General features: G+C 58.6%; 20 protein-coding genes and 1 tRNA gene. 14 read left to right on the top strand and 7 right to left on the bottom strand.

Going from position 1 to position 19,997, the window contains the following annotated elements; translation table 11 throughout:
* The first annotated feature begins 31 nt into the window (after positions 1–31).
* Genes FHR98_RS04555 through FHR98_RS04535 form a run of 5 tightly spaced genes read left to right on the top strand, consistent with a single transcriptional unit; the run spans position 32 to position 4,496 of the window.
* On the top strand, positions 32–886 hold the full coding sequence (locus FHR98_RS04555; protein WP_183415451.1) for a branched-chain amino acid ABC transporter permease: 855 nt from the start codon (positions 32–34) through the stop codon (positions 884–886).
* 8 nt (positions 887–894) lie between these two features.
* On the top strand, positions 895–1,911 hold the full coding sequence (locus FHR98_RS04550) for a branched-chain amino acid ABC transporter permease (protein ID WP_183415450.1): 1,017 nt from the start codon (positions 895–897) through the stop codon (positions 1,909–1,911).
* A 1-nt stretch (position 1,912) separates the two neighbouring features.
* Complete coding sequence (locus tag FHR98_RS04545; protein ID WP_183415449.1) at positions 1,913–2,629, top strand: ATP-binding cassette domain-containing protein; 717 nt, start codon at positions 1,913–1,915, stop codon at positions 2,627–2,629.
* A gap of 2 nt (positions 2,630–2,631) precedes the next feature.
* A complete protein-coding gene (locus FHR98_RS04540; RefSeq protein ID WP_183415448.1) occupies positions 2,632–3,333 on the top strand; it encodes an ABC transporter ATP-binding protein in 702 nt (233 codons plus the stop codon).
* Positions 3,334–3,365: 32 nt separating this feature from the next.
* Positions 3,366–4,496 (top strand): M20 family metallopeptidase, encoded by a 1,131-nt coding sequence (locus FHR98_RS04535; RefSeq protein ID WP_183415447.1) that lies wholly within the window; start codon positions 3,366–3,368, stop codon positions 4,494–4,496.
* A 397-nt stretch (positions 4,497–4,893) separates the two neighbouring features.
* Here the strand turns inward: FHR98_RS04535 and FHR98_RS04530 are convergent.
* Positions 4,894–4,967: transfer RNA gene (locus tag FHR98_RS04530), tRNA-Gln, on the bottom strand.
* A 301-nt stretch (positions 4,968–5,268) separates the two neighbouring features.
* On the opposite strand from FHR98_RS04530, the gene FHR98_RS04525 reads away from it, so the two are divergent.
* From FHR98_RS04525 to FHR98_RS04500, 6 genes are all read left to right on the top strand, one after another.
* Entirely contained in the window at positions 5,269–6,384 is a 1,116-nt protein-coding gene (locus tag FHR98_RS04525; RefSeq protein WP_322091211.1) for a Ppx/GppA phosphatase family protein, read from the top strand.
* Positions 6,381–7,109 (top strand): RlmE family RNA methyltransferase, encoded by a 729-nt coding sequence (locus FHR98_RS04520; protein ID WP_183415446.1) that lies wholly within the window; start codon positions 6,381–6,383, stop codon positions 7,107–7,109. Before FHR98_RS04525 ends, FHR98_RS04520 begins: the two co-directional genes overlap by 4 nt.
* Before the next feature lie 195 nt (positions 7,110–7,304).
* Positions 7,305–8,768, top strand: coding sequence for an IMP dehydrogenase (gene guaB, locus FHR98_RS04515; protein ID WP_183415445.1), 1,464 nt, complete (start codon positions 7,305–7,307; stop codon positions 8,766–8,768).
* A 25-nt stretch (positions 8,769–8,793) separates the two neighbouring features.
* A complete protein-coding gene (locus FHR98_RS04510; RefSeq protein ID WP_183415444.1) occupies positions 8,794–10,170 on the top strand; it encodes an RsmB/NOP family class I SAM-dependent RNA methyltransferase in 1,377 nt (458 codons plus the stop codon).
* The gene (gene guaA / locus FHR98_RS04505; RefSeq protein ID WP_183415443.1) at positions 10,167–11,717 is read left to right on the top strand and encodes a glutamine-hydrolyzing GMP synthase; all 1,551 of its coding nucleotides are present in this window, start codon (positions 10,167–10,169) and stop codon (positions 11,715–11,717) included. The genes FHR98_RS04510 and guaA overlap by 4 nt, the downstream gene beginning before the upstream one ends.
* A gap of 15 nt (positions 11,718–11,732) precedes the next feature.
* Positions 11,733–12,104 (top strand): GFA family protein, encoded by a 372-nt coding sequence (locus tag FHR98_RS04500; protein ID WP_183415442.1) that lies wholly within the window; start codon positions 11,733–11,735, stop codon positions 12,102–12,104.
* 36 nt (positions 12,105–12,140) lie between these two features.
* Here FHR98_RS04500 and FHR98_RS04495 read toward each other — a convergent pair whose 3' ends face one another.
* The 3 genes from FHR98_RS04495 to FHR98_RS04485 form a co-directional block, all read right to left on the bottom strand.
* Complete coding sequence (locus FHR98_RS04495; RefSeq protein ID WP_183415441.1) at positions 12,141–12,692, bottom strand: GNAT family N-acetyltransferase; 552 nt, start codon at positions 12,690–12,692, stop codon at positions 12,141–12,143.
* A gap of 121 nt (positions 12,693–12,813) precedes the next feature.
* Positions 12,814–13,074 carry a hypothetical protein gene (locus tag FHR98_RS04490; protein ID WP_183415440.1) on the bottom strand — a complete coding sequence of 87 codons (261 nt, stop codon included), beginning with the start codon at positions 13,072–13,074 and terminating at the stop codon, positions 12,814–12,816.
* 168 nt (positions 13,075–13,242) lie between these two features.
* A complete protein-coding gene (locus FHR98_RS04485; protein WP_183415439.1) occupies positions 13,243–13,593 on the bottom strand; it encodes a DUF2794 domain-containing protein in 351 nt (116 codons plus the stop codon).
* Positions 13,594–13,786: 193 nt separating this feature from the next.
* On the opposite strand from FHR98_RS04485, the gene FHR98_RS04480 reads away from it, so the two are divergent.
* The 3 genes from FHR98_RS04480 to der are packed head-to-tail and all read left to right on the top strand — an operon-like array spanning position 13,787 to position 17,255.
* Complete coding sequence (locus FHR98_RS04480) at positions 13,787–14,434, top strand: tetratricopeptide repeat protein (protein ID WP_183415438.1); 648 nt, start codon at positions 13,787–13,789, stop codon at positions 14,432–14,434.
* 28 nt (positions 14,435–14,462) lie between these two features.
* Positions 14,463–15,815, top strand: a complete 1,353-nt coding sequence (locus FHR98_RS04475; RefSeq protein WP_183415437.1) for a PQQ-binding-like beta-propeller repeat protein — start codon at positions 14,463–14,465, stop codon at positions 15,813–15,815.
* A gap of 21 nt (positions 15,816–15,836) precedes the next feature.
* A complete protein-coding gene (gene der, locus FHR98_RS04470) occupies positions 15,837–17,255 on the top strand; it encodes a ribosome biogenesis GTPase Der (RefSeq protein WP_183415436.1) in 1,419 nt (472 codons plus the stop codon).
* Positions 17,256–17,262: 7 nt separating this feature from the next.
* Here the strand turns inward: der and FHR98_RS04465 are convergent, their stop codons facing one another.
* From FHR98_RS04465 to purF, 3 genes are read right to left on the bottom strand one after another with little or no spacing between them, the layout of a single operon-like run.
* Positions 17,263–18,003 (bottom strand): SDR family NAD(P)-dependent oxidoreductase, encoded by a 741-nt coding sequence (locus FHR98_RS04465; RefSeq protein ID WP_183415435.1) that lies wholly within the window; start codon positions 18,001–18,003, stop codon positions 17,263–17,265.
* The gene (locus FHR98_RS04460) at positions 18,000–18,515 is read right to left on the bottom strand and encodes a DUF2937 family protein (protein WP_183415434.1); all 516 of its coding nucleotides are present in this window, start codon (positions 18,513–18,515) and stop codon (positions 18,000–18,002) included. Before FHR98_RS04460 ends, FHR98_RS04465 begins: the two co-directional genes overlap by 4 nt.
* Before the next feature lie 13 nt (positions 18,516–18,528).
* Entirely contained in the window at positions 18,529–19,992 is a 1,464-nt protein-coding gene (gene purF, locus FHR98_RS04455) for an amidophosphoribosyltransferase (protein WP_183415433.1), read from the bottom strand.
* Positions 19,993–19,997: the final 5 nt, after the last annotated feature.

Genomic DNA, 19,997 nt, shown 5'->3' with positions numbered 1-19,997 from the left:
GTGTCGGTGTTTCATTGGAGGGAGAAATTGCATGAACTTGGCGTTGAGCATCGCCGTTGACGCCACTCTCATTACACTGGTCTTGGCCCTGGCCGCCTTTGGACTGGCAATTATTTACGGGTTGGTTGGCGTTATCAATATGGGGCACGGCGCGATGTTGACCCTGGGCGCCTATTTTGCCTGGGCGACAACCACGGCCGGGATTCCCTTTGGATTAGCTGTCTTGCTTTCTGCTCTCGGCGTATGTGTCGTAGGGCTCCTTTTCGAACACCTTGTGATCCGATTTTTCTACGACCGGCCATTTGAAACCTTACTTCTTACCTGGGCATTCTTCCTGATTGCCACCGAGGTCATCAAAATCGTTTTTGGTACGGACTTCAGGAATGTCGAGAGTCCTTTGCCCGGTGCTTACGAGTTGGCTGGCTTGAAGATACCGGCCTACCGCAGCGCCGTTGCTGGCTTCACCCTGTTACTGATCGGTGCATCAGCTTTCGTGTTTTTCCGCACGTCGATCGGAATCAAGATCCGGGCGTTGATCCAGAATCGCGAAGTCGCCAGTCTGCTTGGCCTGAACATCGCGCTTACTTATAAACTGGTCTTCGGCTTCGGCGCCTTCATGGCCGGTCTCGCCGGGGCGCTGATCGCGCCGATGCTAAGCATTGATCCCTACATCGGGAATGTCTTTCTGGTTCGCTCATTCTTTGTGGTGATCGTCGGTGGCGTCGGGCAACTGCTAAGCGGCACATTGCTGGGTAGCTTCTTCATCGGCGGCTCTGAAACCCTTTTTGCGCTCTTCACCAACCAGGTGGTGGCGCAGGCAGCCGTCTTCTTTATCGCCATCATGATCCTGCGCTTCCGTCCGCAGGGTCTGATCAAAGGACGTTGATCCAAGCCATGTCCGAGACTCTTTCCAAGCAAGAAAAGTCAGTCCGGCGAAGCCGTTGGGGCGGTGAGACCGGCGTCGCTATGGTGGTTTTTGCGCTTCTGGCGCTGTTGCCAACCGTCTTCTCCGGCTATGTGATCTACATCCTGCCGCAGTACATGCTGTTCGGCCTTCTGGCCATGTCACTCGGCCTGCTTTGGGGTTTTGGCGGCATTCTCAGCTTTGGCCAAGCCGCGTTCTTTGCTGTTGGCGGCTATGCGATGGGCCTGATGATGCAGCAGGCATTGCCGGTCAATGCGGCTTATCTAGGCATAATCGTCGCCGTTCTGGCTGGCGGTGGCCTGGCAGCGATTGCCGGCTACTTTCTCTTTAGCGCTGGGGTGCGGGCGACATACTTCGTACTGATCACTTTAGCGCTCTCAATCATCGCCGAGCAGATCGCTGTCAGCCAGTCGCAAATCACCGGTGGGTGGAATGGACTTTTTGTCGACCGGATGTCGCTGACCTTTGGACCGCTTGGCGAGGTATCGCTCTATGGAGACGTGGCGTTCTACTATTTCGTCCTACCGCTGATCGTTCTCTGCTATCTGGGCTTTCGTTGGCTGACCCTCTCGAAAGTCGGCAAGGTGCTGGTAGGGATACGCGAGAACGAGGACCGGGTGATCGCCCTTGGTTTTAATGTTTCCGCATACAAAACACTGGTTTTCGCTTTGTCCGGAGGCCTTGCCGGCTTTGCGGGTGCCCTCTATGCGAGTCAGGCAAACTTCGTCTCGCCGTCATTGGCGGGCGTTCTCTTTTCGACCGAGGTTGTTGTCTGGGTAGCCATCGGCGGGCGGGCATCGCTTCTTGGTGCTCTGCTTGGCGGTATTCTGGTTTCATCGCTCTCGAACTATCTGAGCGCAATCACGCCTGAGTACTGGCAGCTTTTGTTGGGGATCATTTTCATCCTGGTAATCGCCTTCTTCAAATCCGGACTTTCCGGTGCCGTCGTGCAGCTTTTTCAGTTTCTGCAAAGGAGGCGTGGCTAACATGGCAGTACTTTTGAGAACCACTGGACTGTCGAAGAACTTTCGCGGCCTGATCGCCAACAAGGATATTGATTTTCAGTTGGAGGCTGGGCAGGTCCGTAGTGTCATTGGGCCGAATGGTGCAGGAAAAACAACCTTCATCAGCATGATCTCCGGGCATCTGGCTCCGTCCTCTGGAAAAATCTACTACAAAGAACAAGACATCACTGGCTTACCGGTGCGAAAGCGCGCCAGGGTCGGCATAGCGCGCAAGTTCCAAACGCCTTCGGTCTTCGACAATCTTACCGCTTACGAAAACATAGAACTCGCTGTGCTGGGAACTTCAACCCCGCGCGAGCGCCGTGAAAACCGCGTGCTCGAGGTCCTGGATATCGTTCGGTTGCGGGAACAGCGGGACACTCCGGTACAGTTTCTCTCTCACGGCCAGCGTCAGTGGCTTGAGATCGGCATGCTTTTGGGCATCGAAGCGGAATTGCTGCTCTTGGATGAGCCAACTGCTGGAATGACGGCTGCGGAAACTGCGGCCACCGGGGACTTGGTCAAGAGCTTGGCGCGGGACCGTAATCTGTCGATTGTCATTATCGAGCACGACATCAACTTTATTCGCGACCTCCAGGCACCGATCACGGTGCTGCATCTTGGGCAGGTCCTCAAGGAAGGTTCATTCGAGGAGTTGTCCAACGATCCGCAGGTGCGCGAAGTCTACTTGGGAGCTTGATGATGTCTTTGGAAGTTGAAGCGCTCGATTCTGGATACGGCGCGATCAAAGTGCTCCGGGGGGTGTCCTTTTCCATCGCGGAGGGCGAGGTCCTTGGTGTGCTCGGCCGCAATGGCATGGGCAAGACGACTTTGATACGGGCGCTCTCCGGCCTCATTAAAGCGACCAGTGGCGCGATCAGGCTCGACGGAGAGGACATCAGTGGGCTGCAAGCCTACGAGCGCGCGCGCCGTGGCATAACAACTGTTGTCCAGGGGCGAGGAATTTTCCCTCAACTGACGGTACGCGAGAATTTGGAGATGGGGCGGATCGCCGCCGGCAAGCGGCCACGTGATCGTAGTGAGGAAGTCCTTAGCTATTTTCCCAGGCTTGGCGAACGCATGTCCCAGCAGGCCGGCACCATGAGCGGCGGCGAGCAGCAAATGTTAGCCATCGGCCGCGGGCTCATGACCGACCCGAAGGTGATGCTACTGGACGAGCCTTCGGACGGCATCATGCCGACACTCGTTCACCAGATTGGCGTGACCCTGAAGGAAATTAACAAGAACGAAGGAATGACCATCGTCATTGTTGAACAGAACGTGCCGATGATCTTCAACATGGCCGATCACTGCATCATTCTCGAAAAAGGCGCTCTGGTTGCGAAGGGAACCACTCAGGAGGTCTCCCAATCCGACGTCGTTCAGCAGTATCTCGCAATCTGATGCCGGGTCGGCTATCAGGGAGGAACCTGCCTATGACCATACCCGATGCCGTCAGCCTGACTCAGGCTCTAATTCGCTTTGACACTGTCAATCCACCGGGGTTCGAGAGGGACTGCGCCCACCATCTTGGCGCAATGCTTGAAGAAGCGGGTTTTGCGAACAGCTACTACGAGTTTGCGGACGGCCGCACGACCCTGGTGTCATGTCTGCCCGGCCGTGATGAAAGTCTGTTGCCATTGGCGATGACTGGGCATCTGGATACCGTGCCCTTTGGGCATCAGCCCTGGACAAGGGCGCCGCTAGCCGGGGAGATTGCTGACGGAAAGCTGTATGGACGGGGCGCCAGTGACATGAAAAGCGGCGTTGCGGTCGCTGTTGCCAGCGCAGTGGCAGCCGCCCAGCAACCGGAGAGTTTGCGCCGTGGTCTCATGCTGATTCTGACTGCTGGCGAGGAAACCGGGTGCGATGGATCGCGGTATGTAGCCGAAATCGAGGGCGCTCTCGGCAAGGCAAGCGCGCTTCTGGTTGCAGAGCCCACTTCGAATTTGCCTGCCATCGGTCACCGCGGGGCCCTATGGTTGCGTGGTGAGACTGCTGGCGTTACTGCCCATGGGTCCATGCCTGAAAAGGGTGTCAACGCCGTCTATAAGGCGTCACGCGCGATTGCAAAACTCGAGCAATTCGGATTCAACGAGAAGCGCGATGAGCTTTTGGGGTCGCCAAGCCTTAATGTTGGAACGGTTCGGGGCGGCCTCAATATCAATTCGGTGCCAGATTATACGGAGTTCACAATCGACATTCGCTCGATCGAGCGTAAGTCTCACGAAAAGATTTTGTGCCAGCTTAAATCTTACCTCAATGACGAAGGAGTAGGGCTGAACGCGGAGGTGGACCTTGATCCTGTCAAAACGGATTTCAATCACCCCTTCGTTCAATGTGTAAACGCAGTCGTCGCGCAGGAAATTCAGATTGTTCCGCGTCCCATGACCTTACCGTTTTTCACCGATGCTTCGATTCTAGCCGCTGCGCTATGCGCACCTACAGTAATTTTGGGACCGGGCGAGACCGCGCTTGCGCATCAAACGGACGAATACTGCTTTGTCGACAAGATTCCCGAAGCCGTCATGCTCTACGAAAAAATTATAGATTCTTGGTGCCGTTGACGGGTTGTGCGCTGTGAAATGATTCAATCCTCCGGGCCCAAGTTCAGCGATTTTCAGCTATTGCTCAGCCGAAAGATTCTGCGTGGGGGATGAAAATTCTGATTGTTCAGACTCCCGCAGGAATACCAATGTTAAGTTTGTGCCGACGCGAAGATTGCGCTTGAGTGCCGTGTTCGTGTGTGGCGTAACCCATATGAAAATCCAGGTTGAGGTCGAGGTCGCGAAACGGCAGCGGGAAGTCTTTGCTTAGTTTCCCACCAAATCTCTGGCCGGCTCCAAGAGGCGCTCCGCAGAGGTTCAAAAATTTCTCTGTGGACCGCTGTTGTGGACTCAAGGCCACAAACCGGGATCACGGCCGGACGGACTGGCTGAGAATACAAGGAATTACTGGAGAGATTGGCTGGGGGACCTGGATTCGAACCAGGGCTGTCCGGGTCAGAGCCGGAAGTTCTACCGCTAAACTATCCCCCAGCAGGGTTTGCTGGTTAGTCAACGCGCAGGTATTCCGCGTTGGGCGCATCATATAGTCCGGTAGATGATAGCATTTCAACCCCCTTCGTGTGCTCTTCGTTGCCTGGCGGCAATCAAAAAGGACGCCGCCGGGGGAAAGTAAGTCGCGTGTCGACCCTTGGACTGGGCGCTGCTTTGTCTATGATAGGCGCATTATGTAGGAACACAGCGCCCTGGTTCGGATCATCGAGAAGTCGGCGAGCAAGGTCTTACCTTGCGGCGCTTCCGATCAAGGTCCCACTGGGCGCGCCAGGAGGAACGAGTGAAAGGCCAGAATGCCTGGGACGACCGCGGCAAGCCGTGTCGTCAGCGGGCGCCGGGTGCCTTGGCGGATACTTTTGCCGCCATCGACCTCGGCACAAACAACTGTAGATTGCTGGTCGCACGCCCGACTCGTGATGGTTTTCGCGTGGTCGATGCCTTTTCGCGGATCGTGCGATTGGGGGAGGGGCTTTCGCGGAGCGGAACGCTATCGGAAGCCGCGATGGACCGCACGCTTGATGCGCTTAAAATCTGTGCTGAGAAGATCGCCCGCCGCGACGTATCTTTCAGCCGCTGCGTGGCGACGGAGGCGTGCCGCAGGGCTGGTAACCACGAAGCTTTCATAGACAAGGTGAGGGTGGAAACAGGCATCCGCCTGGAGATTATTTCCTGTGATGAGGAAGCGCGCTTGGCGGTACAAGGCTGCAAGCCGCTTTTTGATCGCAACCGTCGCTATGCCCTGCTGTTCGATATCGGCGGCGGGAGCACTGAAATCAGCTGGGTCGATGTAACGGGTGGCGGTGACGGCGCGGGCCGACATGCCCCGAAGATCCTAACCTGGCATTCACTCCCATTCGGTGTGGTCAATCTTGCCGAGCGTTATTGTGATGGTGCGGTAAACCGCAGCGACCACAACGCAATGGCCGCAGAGGTCGCGGAGGCATTGGTTGCATTTGAGGCGCGAGATGAGATTGCGCACCGTGTCCGCGAGGGCGAAGTTCAAATGGTCGGCACTTCGGGAACCGTAACGACGCTGGCCGGGGTTCATAAAGAACTGCCGCGATATCAGCGGGCGCTGATTGACGGCGCGTACATGGATTTCAATTGCCTGGAAAGTGCGATTGATCGAATAGCGGAGATGAACGTCAGTGAACGGGCCGCCCATCCGTGCATCGGACCGGAACGTGCGGACCTCATGCTGGCCGGTTGCGCAATCCTGCAAGGTATCTGTCGTACCTGGCCGGTTGGCCGGCTGCGGGTGGCCGATCGTGGTCTGCGCGAAGGAATTCTTCTCGGCTTGATGGATGAGGCGCGGACGCGAAGGGGATCCAGAAAACCCCGCCGCCGGTCCGGCGATGGTGAGCGGGCTTCCGCTCAAAGCAAGGTGCCGTCATGAGCAGTCGGGGACGTTCAGGTGGCGGAAAATCCAGTGGCCGCACGACGGGCCGCCAGACGACGGTGCGCGTGCGCACGGCAAAAAGTCGATCCAATTCTTCGGCCCGCTGGCTGCAGCGTCAGTTGAACGATCCCTATGTGGCCGAGGCGCAAAAGCGTGGTTATCGCTCGCGCGCGGCGTTCAAGCTTTTGCAGTTGGATGAGAAGTTTCATTTCTTCAAGAAAGGCATGCGCGTCGTAGATCTTGGCGCGGCACCCGGCGGGTGGATCCAAGTGGCGTTGGAGCGAATCGGCAAGGAGGGGCGGGTTGTTGGGATCGACCTTCTGCCTGTCGACCCGGTGCCGGGTTCACAGATCATCGTCGGTGATTTCCTGGACGCCGATGCTCCGCAACGTTTGGTCGATCTCCTAGGCGGCCCAGCCAACGCGGTACTTTCGGATATGGCGGCGTCCTCGACTGGCCATGCCAATACGGATCACCTCCGCATCATGACCTTAGCCGAAGTGGCTTTGGATTTTGCGGAGGATGTGCTGGCACCCGACGGCTTTTTCCTTTGCAAGGTATTGCAGGGAGGAAGCGAGAAAGAGTTGCTGGACCGTCTTCGCAAGTCTTTTGCCAAGGTGCGGCACGTGAAGCCGCCGGCAAGCCGATCGGATTCGGCGGAGCTTTACGTCCTGGCGACGGGGTTTCGCGGAAAGCCGACGACATCTGGGTCGGAAGGTTAGTTCTACCGCGGCCAAAAGCGGTATTTTTTCCGCCTATGCAGTGCGCTTGTGGCTGCACTGCGCCCTTTGGGCTTGCGTTTGGTGCGGATTCGGATCAAAAGAACGCGCCAACTCACATGGTGTCGAGACGCCGGAGTTCGAAGCGTCGGAGTCGTCTCCGCCGCGTCCGTCCAGAGATTGGAGAAGTTGGCCCTCATGGAAATCCGAGAAGCTCTTACTTTCGATGACGTCTTGCTGCAGCCGGCCGCCTCTGCGGTGCTGCCTGCAGACGTCGATACCTCCACGCGCCTGACGCGCAGCATAACGCTCGGTATCCCGCTGATTTCCGCGGCAATGGACACCGTGACGGAATATCAGTTGGCCATAGCCATGGCGCAGGCCGGTGGTTTGGGTGTCATCCACAAAAACATGCAGCCCAACGAACAGGCCGACGAAGTCCGCAAGGTCAAGAAGTTCGAAAGCGGTATGGTGGTCAATCCGGTTACCATCCATCCGGATGAGCCGCTGGCCAATGCGCTGGCGCTGATGGAACTGCACTCAATTTCCGGCATTCCGGTGGTCGAGCGCGGCTCGAAGAAGCTGGTCGGCATTCTGACAAACCGTGACGTGCGTTTTGCAGAGAACCCAAAACAGCCTATTGCCGAGCTTATGACCTGGGAGAATCTGATTACGGTTCGCGAAGGCGTTGGCAGAAACGACGCCCGCAAGTTGCTGCACCAGCACCGCATCGAAAAACTGCTGGTGGTGGATGAAGTATATAGCTGCGTTGGGCTCATCACAGTCAAAGACATCGAGAAAGCGCAAGCCTTTCCCCACGCCTGCAAGGATGAGAAGGGGCGGCTGAGAGTCGCCGCCGCCACCGGTGTCGGCGCACAGGGCGTCGCCCGCGCCGAAGCGCTGTTGGACGCTGAAGTCGATCTTGTGGTCGTTGATACAGCCCACGGACACTCGCAAGGCGTGATCGACACGGTTTCACAAGTAAAACGCTTGTCGAATTCGGCGCAAGTCATCGCCGGAAACATTGCAACGGTCGAAGGCGCCAAGGCATTGATCGGCGCGGGCGCGGATGCGGTGAAGGTCGGTATCGGCCCCGGCTCCATCTGCACGACCCGGATCGTTGCTGGTGTCGGCGTACCGCAATTGACGGCAATCCTGGACGTCGTCAGCGCCTGCAAGGATGCCGATGTGCCGGCAATAGCAGACGGCGGCATCAAGTTCTCGGGTGATTTGGCCAAGGCGATCGCCGCAGGTGCCAGCTGCGCCATGATCGGTTCGCTGTTGGCTGGGACCGAGGAGAGTCCGGGCGAGGTCTTCCTTTACCAAGGCCGGTCCTACAAATCCTATCGTGGTATGGGGTCGGTCGGTGCCATGGCACGCGGTTCTGCGGACCGTTATTTCCAGCAGGAAGTTGCCGATAAACTGAAACTGGTACCCGAAGGCGTCGAGGGCCGCGTTGCCTACAAGGGAGCGGTGGCCGGTGTTATCCACCAGCTCGTCGGTGGCCTTAGAGCCGCAATGGGCTATACCGGCAACAGCACGATCGAGGAGATGCGCAACGGTTGCCGGTTCGTGAAGATCACCGGCGCGGGTCTCAGGGAAAGCCACGTCCATGATGTGGCCATCACACGCGAATCGCCGAACTATCGGACGGAAAATTGATCAAGCCACAGGTGGTAGCAACTTTATGACCCCAGCCGCACGCATCCAGGCCGCCGTCGACCTGACGGAGGCGCTTTTGCCGTTGGAACGTCCAGCGGACCAGATCGTGGCGGCGTTCCTGCGTCAGCGTCGGTACATCGGCGGTGGTGACCGCCGGCGCATACTGGAGTTGTCCTACGGCGTTCTCCGCGCCCGCGCCAAACTCACTTGGTGGCTAAATTCTGTAGGGGATGAAGCATCTGCACGGGCCATGGTGACGGCTTATCTGGTACTAGCCGAGGGTTGGTCGGCGGACCAGGTGGCCGGGAGCTTTGACGGCCAGGGATTCAATCCGACCCGGCTCGAGGCAGGGGAGAGGCAAATGTTGCAGGCGCTTTCAGGTAAGAGCCTGATCGATCCTGCGCAGTCCGACGCCGTGCGGCTGGAAGTGCCTGACTGGCTGTGGACACACTTTGCGGCACTCTATGGGGACAGCGCCGAAACCGAGCTTTCCGCGCTGCTGGCCGAGGCTCCGACGGACCTCCGTGTCAATTTGATGAAGGGTGATAGGGCGGCGGCCTTGGCGGCTTTGGCCAAGGAGGAAATTCTCTGCGACGAAGGTAGCCTGTCGCCCCTGGCGCTCAAGATTCGCGACGGTAGAGCACCGATAGCGGCGACCAAGGCTTTTCGAAACGGCTTGGTCGAGGTTCAGGACGAGGGATCGCAGCTCATCGCTTTGCTGGTCGATGCCAAACCTGGCTTGCGGGTCTGTGACTTTTGCGCCGGAGCGGGCGGCAAGACTTTGGCGTTGGGAGCAGTTATGCAGAACAAGGGCCAGTTGCTGGCCCTGGATGTTATGAAGGGCCGTTTGGACCGGGCGCAAGTGCGCATTCGCCGTGCCGACCTCCACAACATCGAGCGTCATCTGCTCCGCGACCACCGGGATCCCTGGCTCAAGCGCCGGAAAGCCAAGTTCGATCGTGTGCTAGTCGACGCGCCTTGCAGCGGCAGTGGTGCGTGGCGGCGCAACCCCGATGCGCGCTGGCGTTTGGGAGAAGAGGAACTTCGTCGGCTGGTTGGACTGCAGGCCGAAATTCTTGAAAGCGCCCAACGGCTCGTGAAGCCCGGCGGAAGGCTTATCTATGCGACTTGTTCGCTGTTGGCCGAAGAGAATGGTCGTCAGGTCGAAGCCTTTCTGGCAAGTCATCCGGAGTTTGCCCCACTGCCGGCCGTGAACCTCTGGAGCGATATCTCAAGTGCGCCTTATCCGGGCGATCCGGCGGAGGCGGCGTTGACGCTGACCCCGGCGCGCCATGGGACGGATGGTTTCTTCATGGCTGTTCTCGAACGCGCTGGCGAAAGCGACGCCCACGACGACGCCAAGGATTCCGATAAGCAGGACAGGAGGGGAAAAGAGGTATGACCGACCGCGTGCTGATCTTGGATTTCGGCTCCCAGGTAACACAGCTTATAGCCCGTCGTGTCCGCGAAGCTGGAGTCTACTGTGAAATATTGCCGTACAATTGTGGTCCCGAACGGGTAGGGGCTTTCGAACCCAATGCGATCATTCTGTCTGGCAGTCCCCACTCGGTCACGGTAGACGACGGTCCGCGTGCACCGCAGATCGTGTTCGATCTTGGTGTGCCGGTTCTGGGCATCTGTTACGGTGAGCAGACGATTTGCGCGCAGCTAGGCGGTAAGGTCGAGGGCTCGGACCATCAGGAGTTCGGCCGCGCGCTCCTGTCGATAGAGGACGACTGTGCGCTCTTCGATGGCGTTTGGCGTAAAGGCGAGCAGCACCAGGTCTGGATGAGCCACGGCGACCGTGTGGTCGATCTGCCCGACGGCTTTCGCGTGGTGGGTACCTCCGATGGCGCTCCTTTTGCTGCCATCGCCGATGACACGCGCAAGATTTACGCCGTCCAGTTCCACCCTGAGGTGGTCCATACCCCGGACGGGGCCAAGCTACTGGCCAATTTCGTGCATCGGGTGGCGGGTCTCATGGGCGATTGGACGATGGCCGCGTTTCGCGACCAGGCAATCGCTCAGATACGTGCCCAGGTCGGCGAAAATGGCCGGGTTATCTGCGGTCTGTCCGGCGGCGTCGATTCAAGTGTGGCGGCCGTATTGATCCATGAGGCGATCGGCGAGCGCTTGACCTGCATCTTTGTTGACCATGGTTTGTTACGGCAGGGCGAGGCGGATCAAGTCGAGGAAATCTTCCGCAATCACTACAACATTCCACTGGTGGCACGTGACGCCAGCGATCTGTTCCTGGGCAAGCTGGCAGGAGTCAGCGACCCGGAGCAGAAGCGCAAGATCATCGGCGCGACCTTCATCGACGTCTTCGAGGAGGAGGCCGAGAAGGTCGGTGGCGCAGACTTCCTGGCGCAAGGCACGCTTTATCCGGACGTAATCGAGTCGGTCTCGTTTACCGGGGGACCGAGCGTCACCATCAAGAGCCACCACAACGTCGGCGGCTTGCCCGAACGCATGAAGATGAAATTGGTCGAGCCCTTGCGCGAACTTTTCAAGGACGAGGTTCGGGTGCTGGGCCGTGAGTTGGGGCTGCCCGCCAGCATGGTGGGCCGTCACCCCTTCCCGGGGCCAGGTCTTGCCATTCGTATTCCTGGCGAAGTGACCCGCGAATCCTGCGATATCCTGCGCAAAGCCGATGCGGTTTATCTCGACGAGATTCGAAAAGCCGGTCTCTACGACGAAATCTGGCAGGCCTTTGCCGTATTGCTGCCGGTGCGTACCGTTGGTGTTATGGGCGATGCCCGTTCCTATGACCGGGTCTGCGGCCTGCGCGCGGTCACCTCGACCGACGGCATGACCGCGGACTCCTATCCCTTCGAGCATGCTTTTCTGAGCCGCGTGGCGACCCGCATCATTAACGAGGTGCGCGGCATCAATCGCGTCGTTTATGATGTGACCTCCAAGCCTCCCGGAACCATTGAGTGGGAATAGGATCGCGGTCGAGCAATGGTCGAAATACTAAAATCGACGTGTCATTGCGGCGCCGTGGAACTAGCTTTAACGGTGCCGGACGGGCTCAAGAATCCACGGCGTTGCAATTGCTCGATTTGCAGCAGAAAAGGCGCGGTAGTCGCTTCGGTCAAGCTTGAGAATCTGGAGGTCGTGAAAGGCCGCGAGTTCTTGACCGAGTACAGCTTCAACACACACACGGCCAAGCACTACTTCTGCAAGGTCTGCGGAATCTATACCCATCATAGACGCCGTTCCGATCCCTCGGAGTATGGGGTGAATATCGCCTGTATAGATGGCGTGTTGATCGAAGACTACTTGGATGTCGAATGTTCAGATGGCAGGAACGCGCACCCAAGCGACATCTAAGGGGGCGGGTGCTATTCCAGCACGAATAAAGCCCTTTCAATTGCTGGGCCGAATATCCTCCAGAATCTTGTACATATAGGTCGTCGCTTCCCAGCGGTCCTCCATCGGGTGGCGGGCAAAGGCGGGGATACTGCCAGCGACCGTGAATCCCAAAGCGCGGTATATACGCTCGGCCGTCGCATCGGCGGTATCCAAGGTCAACAACCAGCGTTCAGCCCCGATTGCCTGGCGCTCCACTTCGCGCATCAGGGCCTGTCCGATGCCCCGGCGGCGGAAGTTTGGATGAACCAACAACTTCGAGACCTCACCGCGATGCGCCTGGTTTGGCGTCATCTCCAGGTTCAGTTGCACTGTCCCGGCCATCACACCATCGACTTCCGCGACCAGCAAGCGGCGTTTGCCATCGGCCACCGACGGGGCGACCTTCTCGCGCCAGAAAGCCTGAGCTTCGAAATCGCCGAACGGCAAGACAAAACTGACATTGGCGCCATCATGGACACAGGCCTTTAAGATTTCGGCTAACGGTTTCAGGTACGATGCAATTTCGGTGGCCTCTAGGACGTTGATTCGATAATCCGCTGCTGCCAATTCAACCTCGCCTGCCTAGCCAATTGCTTGGCCGTTCTCGATCGTCACAGACGATGATGATATAGCGGGGCATTGGTGACGCAAGACTGCTTGCCTGCCCTTGGGGATTCCTCTTGGACTGCTATGTCAGCTTGCCATGCCGGGTGACCTGACCGAGGCCTCGCCAGGCAGGGCGTGCCTCGATGTCTTGGCTGCCGCAGGCCTCACAGCGCAGTTTGCTAGAAAGGTGAGGGACCGGATAGTGAGGTCCGAAGCGGGGAATTAGCCCCGCTGTCTCCAGGATCGCGTTGTGGAAGCAGCGGTTGCACCAGCAAAAGACGTCCAAGTCCATCGCACGCAGGTCGCCAAGTGATGTCGGCGTCGGCGACGCATCTTCCGGCATGCCCAAGTTCCTTTCACGCAATGAGACTGGATTGCAGTCTAATACATAAAAGAACAAATAAGGAACACAGGTGAATGACGGAACGGTAAAGGCCTGGGAGAACCGGAGGATCGGCATGCGAAAGAGGTGGGACCGGAACCCGTTGCCTGGCAGGCAGGCGAAGGAGTCTCAGCCTATGACGACCAGCTCTTTATCGAAGATACGCAGTGCGTCCGACAGGTTGCTTGAGCGGCTCAACCGACGTTTCCCCGCGAAGACTGCGTACTCCTGCTTCTTACCGCCTTGGCTTACTGCTTTGACGATGGAAAAGCGCGGCGACTCCATCGTGTGGCGGAAAACCGAGAAAATGGCTTGGCCTTGCTGGTGGTCCAGGGCGTAATCGCGCCATTCTCCGCGCGCCACCCGCGTGGAGTAGAGCGAAAGCAACTGACTTAGTTCATGACGGTTGAAGAAGGTCGCACGTTGGGATTTCGGCCTCCCGGCCGAGGGGCTCGGATCGAAGGTCACCACGATTGCCATCGTTGCCCTTGAATCTCCCTCATTTCCCAAAATTGCAATAATAGTGTTCCTCAAAATCACCGTGACGTCTAGGAAGGAATCAAGAATCGGCACGAAGCCGACCACGACGCGCAATGCGCCTCTTTGCCCGGCATGTCATAATGGCTATAGTCGCGGCGCAATGTGACTGACGCTCAGCCACGGGAGAAGCAGCTTGAGCGATATTTTTGAAGAAGTCGAAGAAGCCGTAAGGCACGAACAGTACATGAAGCTCTGGAAGCGCTACCGCTTTGTCGTCATCGGCGCGGCGGTTGCGCTGGTGCTGGGGGTGGCTGGATACCAGGGCTGGACCTATTGGAAGCAGCAACAGAGCATCAAGAATTCCGAACGCTTCGCGGCGGCGCTTGCCATCGTCGATGAGCAGGGGACGGCGGAAGCTGTCACGGCTCTAGAGGAGGTGGCCAAGGAGAACCCCTCGGGCTATGGGGTCCTTGCGCGCTTCAGGATTGCCGGAGAGCATCAGAAGGCCGGCGACAAGGCTGCGGCGGTCGGTGCACTGGATGCGCTTTCGAACGACACTGCGGTGCCGAAGGCTCTGCGCGATCTTGCGCGCTTGCAGTCGGTGATGCTGGATTTGGATGATGCGGCTCCGGATGCCTTGGAAGGCCGCCTCGCGCCCTTGTTGAATGAAGCCAACCCCTTCTATGCCAGCGCGACGGAATTGATGGGGTATATCGCCATGAAAAAGGGCGATGACGAAAAAGCGCGTACGCTGTTTCAGACTTTGGTCGATGGCACCGAGGCGCCTGGCGGCGTTCGTAGCCGCGCGCAGCGTATGCTGACAGTCCTGGGGGCCGAGTAATGCTGGGTTTCTTAGGGGAAAAAATCTGATGAAGTTTCGATCGGCCGTTCATTCCCTGAAGCTATCTTGCTTGGTGCTTGTGGGGTTGCTCTTCCTTGGTGGCTGTAGTCTTTATGACGACTATATCGGTGATGCGGAGTCCGACCCGCCGCTGCCCGGCACCCGCGAACCGGTCTACAACCTTGATCAGGCCCTACGCGCCGACCCCAGTGTCGCTGACCTGCCCGTGACATTGCCTGCTCCACAGGCCAACGCGGAGTGGGCGCAGGCGGGCGGTAGGCCCGATCATGCCATGTACCATCTGGATCTGGGTACGGGATTGCGCTTGGCTTGGACCGCCGACGTCGGCGAGGGTTCCGGCTCGAACGTGCGTATTCTGGCGCAGCCTGTCGTAGCGGAGGGGCGGATTTTTACACTGGACGCCACCTCCAAGGTTTCCGCGTTTGATGCGAATAGCGGCCGCCGTTTCTGGCAGCGCGATATTGCGCCCGAAGACGAGGATGACGGCTTCTTTGGCGGCGGTCTCGCCTATCAGTCGGGCCGGCTTTACGTCACGACGGGTTTCGCCCAGGTTCTGGCGCTCGACAGCTCCAGCGGCGAGGTTATCTGGCGTCAACAATTTGCGACGCCTTTGCGCGCAGCGCCGACCGTTGTAGGTAATCAAGTTTATGTCGTGACCATCGATAACCAGACCTACGCTCTTTCCGCTGGTGATGGGTCGCAGGTTTGGGTTCACCGCGGCATCCAGGAGGCCGCCGGTCTTTTGGGCGCAGCAAGCCCGGCCGTGACGAATGATTTGGTCGTAACGCCTTACTCCTCGGGTGAGCTCTATGCACTGCGGCCCGACAACGGCCATGTCCTTTGGAGCGATTCCCTTTCCGGCTTCAAGCGTAGCGACCCCATCCTCGATCTCGCCGATATCAGAGGGCATCCCGTTATCGATCGAGACTTTGTGCTGGTGATGGGCAACAGCAATCGCTCCGTGGCTATTGCAGCCCTTCAGGGGCAACGCGCCTGGGATATCGAGGCTGGTGGCATCAGCACGCCCTGGACAGCGGGCGATTTCGTCTTTCTTGTGACCAACGAGCAGACGGTAATGGCGGTTGTGCGCAGCAGCGGTCGCGTTCGCTGGGTCACGCAGTTGCCGAGGTTCGAGGATCCGGAAGACCGTGATGGCCCTATTGCTTGGTACGGACCGATTGTCGCGGGCAACCAGGTGATCGTTGCGGGTTCCAATGGAGAGGTCCGAATTTTGGCCCCCTCCGACGGTGCGGAAAACGGCGTAATAAAGCTTCGCGGCAAGGTGACGATCGCGCCTTTGGTGGCGAACCGGACGCTGTATCTATTGACCGAGGACGGCGACTTGCTCGCCTACCGCTAGGCGGTAGGAGCGGAACCCCAGATGAGTTTTACCCTCGCCATCATCGGAAGGCCGAACGTCGGCAAGTCGACGCTGTTCAACCGTCTGGTCGGCAAGCGCTTGGCGTTGGTTGACGATCAACCGGGCGTGACGCGTGATCGCCGTGAAGGGGAGGGGCGTCTTTACGATCTAACCTTCAAGGTGATTGATACCGCCGGTCTTGAAGAGGCCGACGGCGGAACCCTAGAGGGCCGAATGCGGCAGCAAACCGAACGGGCGCTCGCCGAGGCGGACCTGGCTGTTTTTATTGTCGATGCAAGAGCGGGGGTGACACCCCTGGATGCGCATTTCGCAGAGGTGCTGCGGCGCAGTCCGACGCCTGTAATCCTGATTGCGAACAAGTGCGAAGGACGGGCGGCTGAAGCCGGCTTGGCCGAAGCTTGGCGGTTGGGAATGGGCGAACCGGTACCGTTTTCTGCCGAGCACGGCCTTGGAATTTCCGACCTGCACGACGCCATTCTGGAGCGATTGACCGTTTTGCGAGAAGACCAGGCGGTTTCGCAAGCGCCACGAGTCAGCAAGGGGAAGAAGGCTAAGAAGGAGCCGTCGACGCCCGAGCACGCCGAGGACGGCACGGAAGGCGAGGAGCCGCCCAGCGGGCCACTACAGCTTGCGATCGTAGGACGGCCCAACGTCGGTAAATCGACTCTCGTCAATCGCATGATTGGTGAAGACCGGTTATTGACAGGGCCGGAAGCGGGCATAACGCGTGACGCCATTTCCCTCGATTGGGAGTTTCGCGGCGTGCACTTCCGGCTTGTGGATACCGCAGGATTGCGCCGTCGCGCCAAGGTGACGGATCGGGTCGAGCGGTTGTCTGCCTATGATACCAAGCGCGCCATCGACTATGCCCAGGTCGTTGTCTTGTTGTTGGACGGTCAGGAGGGACTCCACAAGCAGGACCTTTGGATCGCACGCACGGTTATCGAGGAAGGCCGAGCGCTGGTCATTGGCCTCAATAAGTGGGACGCCCTCAAGGACTCCAAGGCTGCCATCAGCGAGGTGCAGGACCGCATGATCCGCTCGCTGCCCCAGGTCAAGGGTATCCCCTTGGTGCCGATTTCCGGCCTGACCGGGCGAGGTCTTGATCGTCTGATGGATGCAGTGCTGGAGGTTTACGAAACCTGGCAGAGCCGCATCTCCACAGCGCGCTTGAACCGCTGGCTGAGCGCGATGCTGGAGGCTCATCCGCCGCCAATGGTGTCAGGCCGTCGCCTCAAGATTCGCTATGTGACGCAGGTTAAATCACGCCCGCCCACGTTTGCGCTCTGGGTATCACGGCCCAAGGAGTTGCCGGACAGCTATGTTCGCTATCTGGAAAATGGCATGCGCGAGGATTTCGACATGCCAGCCGTGCCTATACGCTTTCTTCTTCGCAAGGGCGACAACCCCTACGCCTGATCCCAGGTTACTTCAGCGATATTATTTCGCCATGCCGCGAGCAATCCGCCATGGCCAACGGCACGAAATGCTCGGCAATGTCCTCAGGAGTCTTCAGGAGTGCCGGGTCTTCTGTCGGGTAGGCCAGGGCCCGCATAGCCGTTCTCGTGCCACCAGGATCGACCATATTGATCTTGAGGTTCGTTTTAGTGACCTCACCGGCCCAGTTACGGACCAGGGCCTCCAGACCCGCCTTGCTGACCGCATAGGGGCCCCAATAGGGCCGGACGCCCTGCGCGGCGCCAGATGTCACGAAAACCGCCCGTCCGGCCTCTGATTGCCGCAACAAGGGCTCCAAACTGCGTATCAGCCGATAGTTGGCAGTCAGATTGATATCTATTACGCGCTGCCAGACCTTCGGGTCGATATGACCCGTCGGTGAAAGGGCGCCCAAAATCCCGGCGTTGGCGATCAGCACGTCCAGTTTGCCAAAGCGCTCGAACAGGGAGGCGCCAAGTTGATCGATTGCTTCGAAGCTCTGCAGATCAAGGGGAACAAGTGTCGCCGGCGGCGCGCCGAGTGCCTGTACTTCATCGTCGATTTCCTCCAGACCGCCCACGGTGCGGGAGACGAGGACCAGTTGCGCGCCCTCTCGGGCGAAGGCCTTGGCAACGGCTGCGCCGATGCCACGCGAGGCCCCCGTGATCAGGGCAATACGGCCGCGGAGACGGCCGTTGCAGCTACCGTTGCTGGTTTCGGCTTCGGTCATGCAGGGTTCCTTACTTTCGTCGATCTCAATTGGGCTACGGCCTTCTTCGAGCCATACAAAACTCCGAGCCCTAATAGCAGTCCAAGCCCTGTATAGGCAAAGCCTTCCAGTGTGATCGGAAAAGCCGGTTGAAACCGTTCGGCGGTGCCCTGGCCGATGGCGAGCTCGAAGTTGCGGGCAAAAACCAAAGGGCGCTCCCAAAACGCCGCTTCGGAAAGCTGGCGGAAAGCTTGGGTCAGACGCGCTTCATCTTTCAGGATCTCAGTGTGGAGCCGACCGGAAAATTGGATGGCCGCGTCACTGTTTGTCAGTAGGCGCTGGAGGTAGAGCTCCAGTGGCAGATCAAGGGAATCTGCCACATCTCGTAGTCTTTCCGCCTGTAAGCGTGCCTGATCGAGACGCCCGCCGAGGCTTTGTAGGTACTGTCCGTAGAATGCCGGAAACTGAGACGTTAGCAAGGCCCCCGCGGCACCGGTTAGAAAATCTGCCAACCGGGTCCCGAGACGCTGCATATCACGCTTATCCCTATCTGCCGTCGTCGAGCAGTGAGAGTTGAGATGTACGATCAGAACTGTCCTGATCGGTCAGACGCGTTGGATAATCGCCGGTGAAACAGGCATCGCAGAACTGCGGCTTCTTCATGTCGCGCGCATCATAACCCATGGCACGATAAAGGCCGTCTATGGAAATGAAGGCAAGGCTATCCACGCCGATAAAATCAGCCATGCCTTTTTCATCGAAGCGTCCGGCGAGCAGTTCATCGCGCTCGGGCGTGTCAACTCCGTAGAAGCATGAATGACGGGTTGGAGGAGCGGCGACGCGCATATGCACTTCCGTGGCGCCGGCTGAACGGACCATCTCGACGATCTTGGTTGAGGTTGTGCCGCGAACGATGGAATCGTCCACCAAGATCACCCGGCGGCCTTCCAGATGGGCGCGGTTGGCGTTGTGCTTCAGCTTCACACCCAGATGTCGAATCTGGTCGGTCGGCTCAATGAAGGTCCGGCCCACGTAGTGATTGCGAATGATACCGAACTGGAAAGGAATTTCGGAATGCTCGGCGTAACCAAGCGCTGCGGGAACACCGGAGTCCGGCACCGGTACCACGACGTCGGCGGGGACGTGGCTCTCTCGCGCCAACTCTGCGCCGATACGTTTACGCGCATCGTAAACCGAGCGGTTTTCCATGATGGAATCGGGGCGAGCAAAATAGATGTATTCGAAGATACAGAAGCGGCGCTCCTTGACCGCGAAGGGCTTCAGGGTTTTTACCCCTTCGCTCGACAGCACGACCATCTCGCCAGCGTCCAACTCGCGTACCAGATCGGCGCCGATGATATCCAGAGCACAGGTTTCCGACGCCAGGATGTGGGCGTCGCCCAACTTGCCGAGCACCAACGGACGCACACCCAATGGATCGCGGACGCCAATCACGGCATCCTTGAAGACTGCGACCAGGGAATAAGCGCCTTCGACTTGATGGAGGGCGGCTATCAGCCGCTCGATCACCGAATCTCCGGTTGTGGTCGCCATCAGATGGATGATGGTCTCGGTATCCGATGTCGATTGGAAAAGCGAGCCGCGTTGCACCAGGGCGCGCCGTAGATTGATGGCGTTTGTCAGGTTGCCATTGTGCGCCAAGGCGAATCCGCCTGAGGCGAAATCGGCAAACAACGGCTGGACATTGCGCAGAATCGTATCGCCGGTCGTTGCGTAGCGGGTGTGACCGATAGCGGCTTGGCCGGCGATCTTTTCCATGATCGTCGGCTTGCCGAAGATGTCGCCGACGTGTCCCATATCCTTATGGCTGTGGAACTGCTTGCCGTCGTAGCTGACGATACCCGCAGCTTCCTGGCCCCTGTGCTGCAAGGCGTGCAGCCCCAGCGCGGTCAGGCTTGCCGCATCCTTGTGCCCGAAGACTCCGAAAACGCCACACTCCTCGTGCAGTTTGTCGTCATCGGTTCTATCGAAGGGGTTGGTCGTCAGCATAAATT

The sequence above is a fragment of the Limibacillus halophilus genome, from assembly GCF_014191775.1.
Classification (GTDB): Bacteria; Pseudomonadota; Alphaproteobacteria; order Kiloniellales; family CECT-8803; genus Limibacillus; species Limibacillus halophilus.
Note: the sequence above shows the minus strand (reverse complement) of the source record. Positions and strands in the feature narration are given on the sequence as shown.

Bases quoted from the DNA above. Each gene is read 5' to 3' on its own strand.
- FHR98_RS04555 (WP_183415451.1), top strand. From the start codon at position 32: ATGAACTTGGCGTTGAGCATCGCCGTTGACGCCACTCTCATTACACTG.
- FHR98_RS04550 (WP_183415450.1), top strand. From the start codon at position 895: ATGTCCGAGACTCTTTCCAAGCAAGAAAAGTCAGTCCGGCGAAGCCGT.
- FHR98_RS04545 (WP_183415449.1), top strand. From the start codon at position 1,913: ATGGCAGTACTTTTGAGAACCACTGGACTGTCGAAGAACTTTCGCGGC.
- FHR98_RS04540 (WP_183415448.1), top strand. From the start codon at position 2,632: ATGTCTTTGGAAGTTGAAGCGCTCGATTCTGGATACGGCGCGATCAAA.
- FHR98_RS04535 (WP_183415447.1), top strand. From the start codon at position 3,366: ATGACCATACCCGATGCCGTCAGCCTGACTCAGGCTCTAATTCGCTTT.
- FHR98_RS04520 (WP_183415446.1), top strand. From the start codon at position 6,381: ATGAGCAGTCGGGGACGTTCAGGTGGCGGAAAATCCAGTGGCCGCACG.
- guaB (WP_183415445.1), top strand. From the start codon at position 7,305: ATGGAAATCCGAGAAGCTCTTACTTTCGATGACGTCTTGCTGCAGCCG.
- FHR98_RS04510 (WP_183415444.1), top strand. From the start codon at position 8,794: ATGACCCCAGCCGCACGCATCCAGGCCGCCGTCGACCTGACGGAGGCG.
- guaA (WP_183415443.1), top strand. From the start codon at position 10,167: ATGACCGACCGCGTGCTGATCTTGGATTTCGGCTCCCAGGTAACACAG.
- FHR98_RS04500 (WP_183415442.1), top strand. From the start codon at position 11,733: ATGGTCGAAATACTAAAATCGACGTGTCATTGCGGCGCCGTGGAACTA.
- FHR98_RS04490 (WP_183415440.1), bottom strand. From the start codon at position 13,074: ATGCCGGAAGATGCGTCGCCGACGCCGACATCACTTGGCGACCTGCGT.
- FHR98_RS04485 (WP_183415439.1), bottom strand. From the start codon at position 13,593: ATGGCAATCGTGGTGACCTTCGATCCGAGCCCCTCGGCCGGGAGGCCG.
- FHR98_RS04475 (WP_183415437.1), top strand. From the start codon at position 14,463: ATGAAGTTTCGATCGGCCGTTCATTCCCTGAAGCTATCTTGCTTGGTG.
- der (WP_183415436.1), top strand. From the start codon at position 15,837: ATGAGTTTTACCCTCGCCATCATCGGAAGGCCGAACGTCGGCAAGTCG.
- FHR98_RS04465 (WP_183415435.1), bottom strand. From the start codon at position 18,003: ATGACCGAAGCCGAAACCAGCAACGGTAGCTGCAACGGCCGTCTCCGC.
- FHR98_RS04460 (WP_183415434.1), bottom strand. From the start codon at position 18,515: ATGCAGCGTCTCGGGACCCGGTTGGCAGATTTTCTAACCGGTGCCGCG.
- purF (WP_183415433.1), bottom strand. From the start codon at position 19,992: ATGCTGACGACCAACCCCTTCGATAGAACCGATGACGACAAACTGCAC.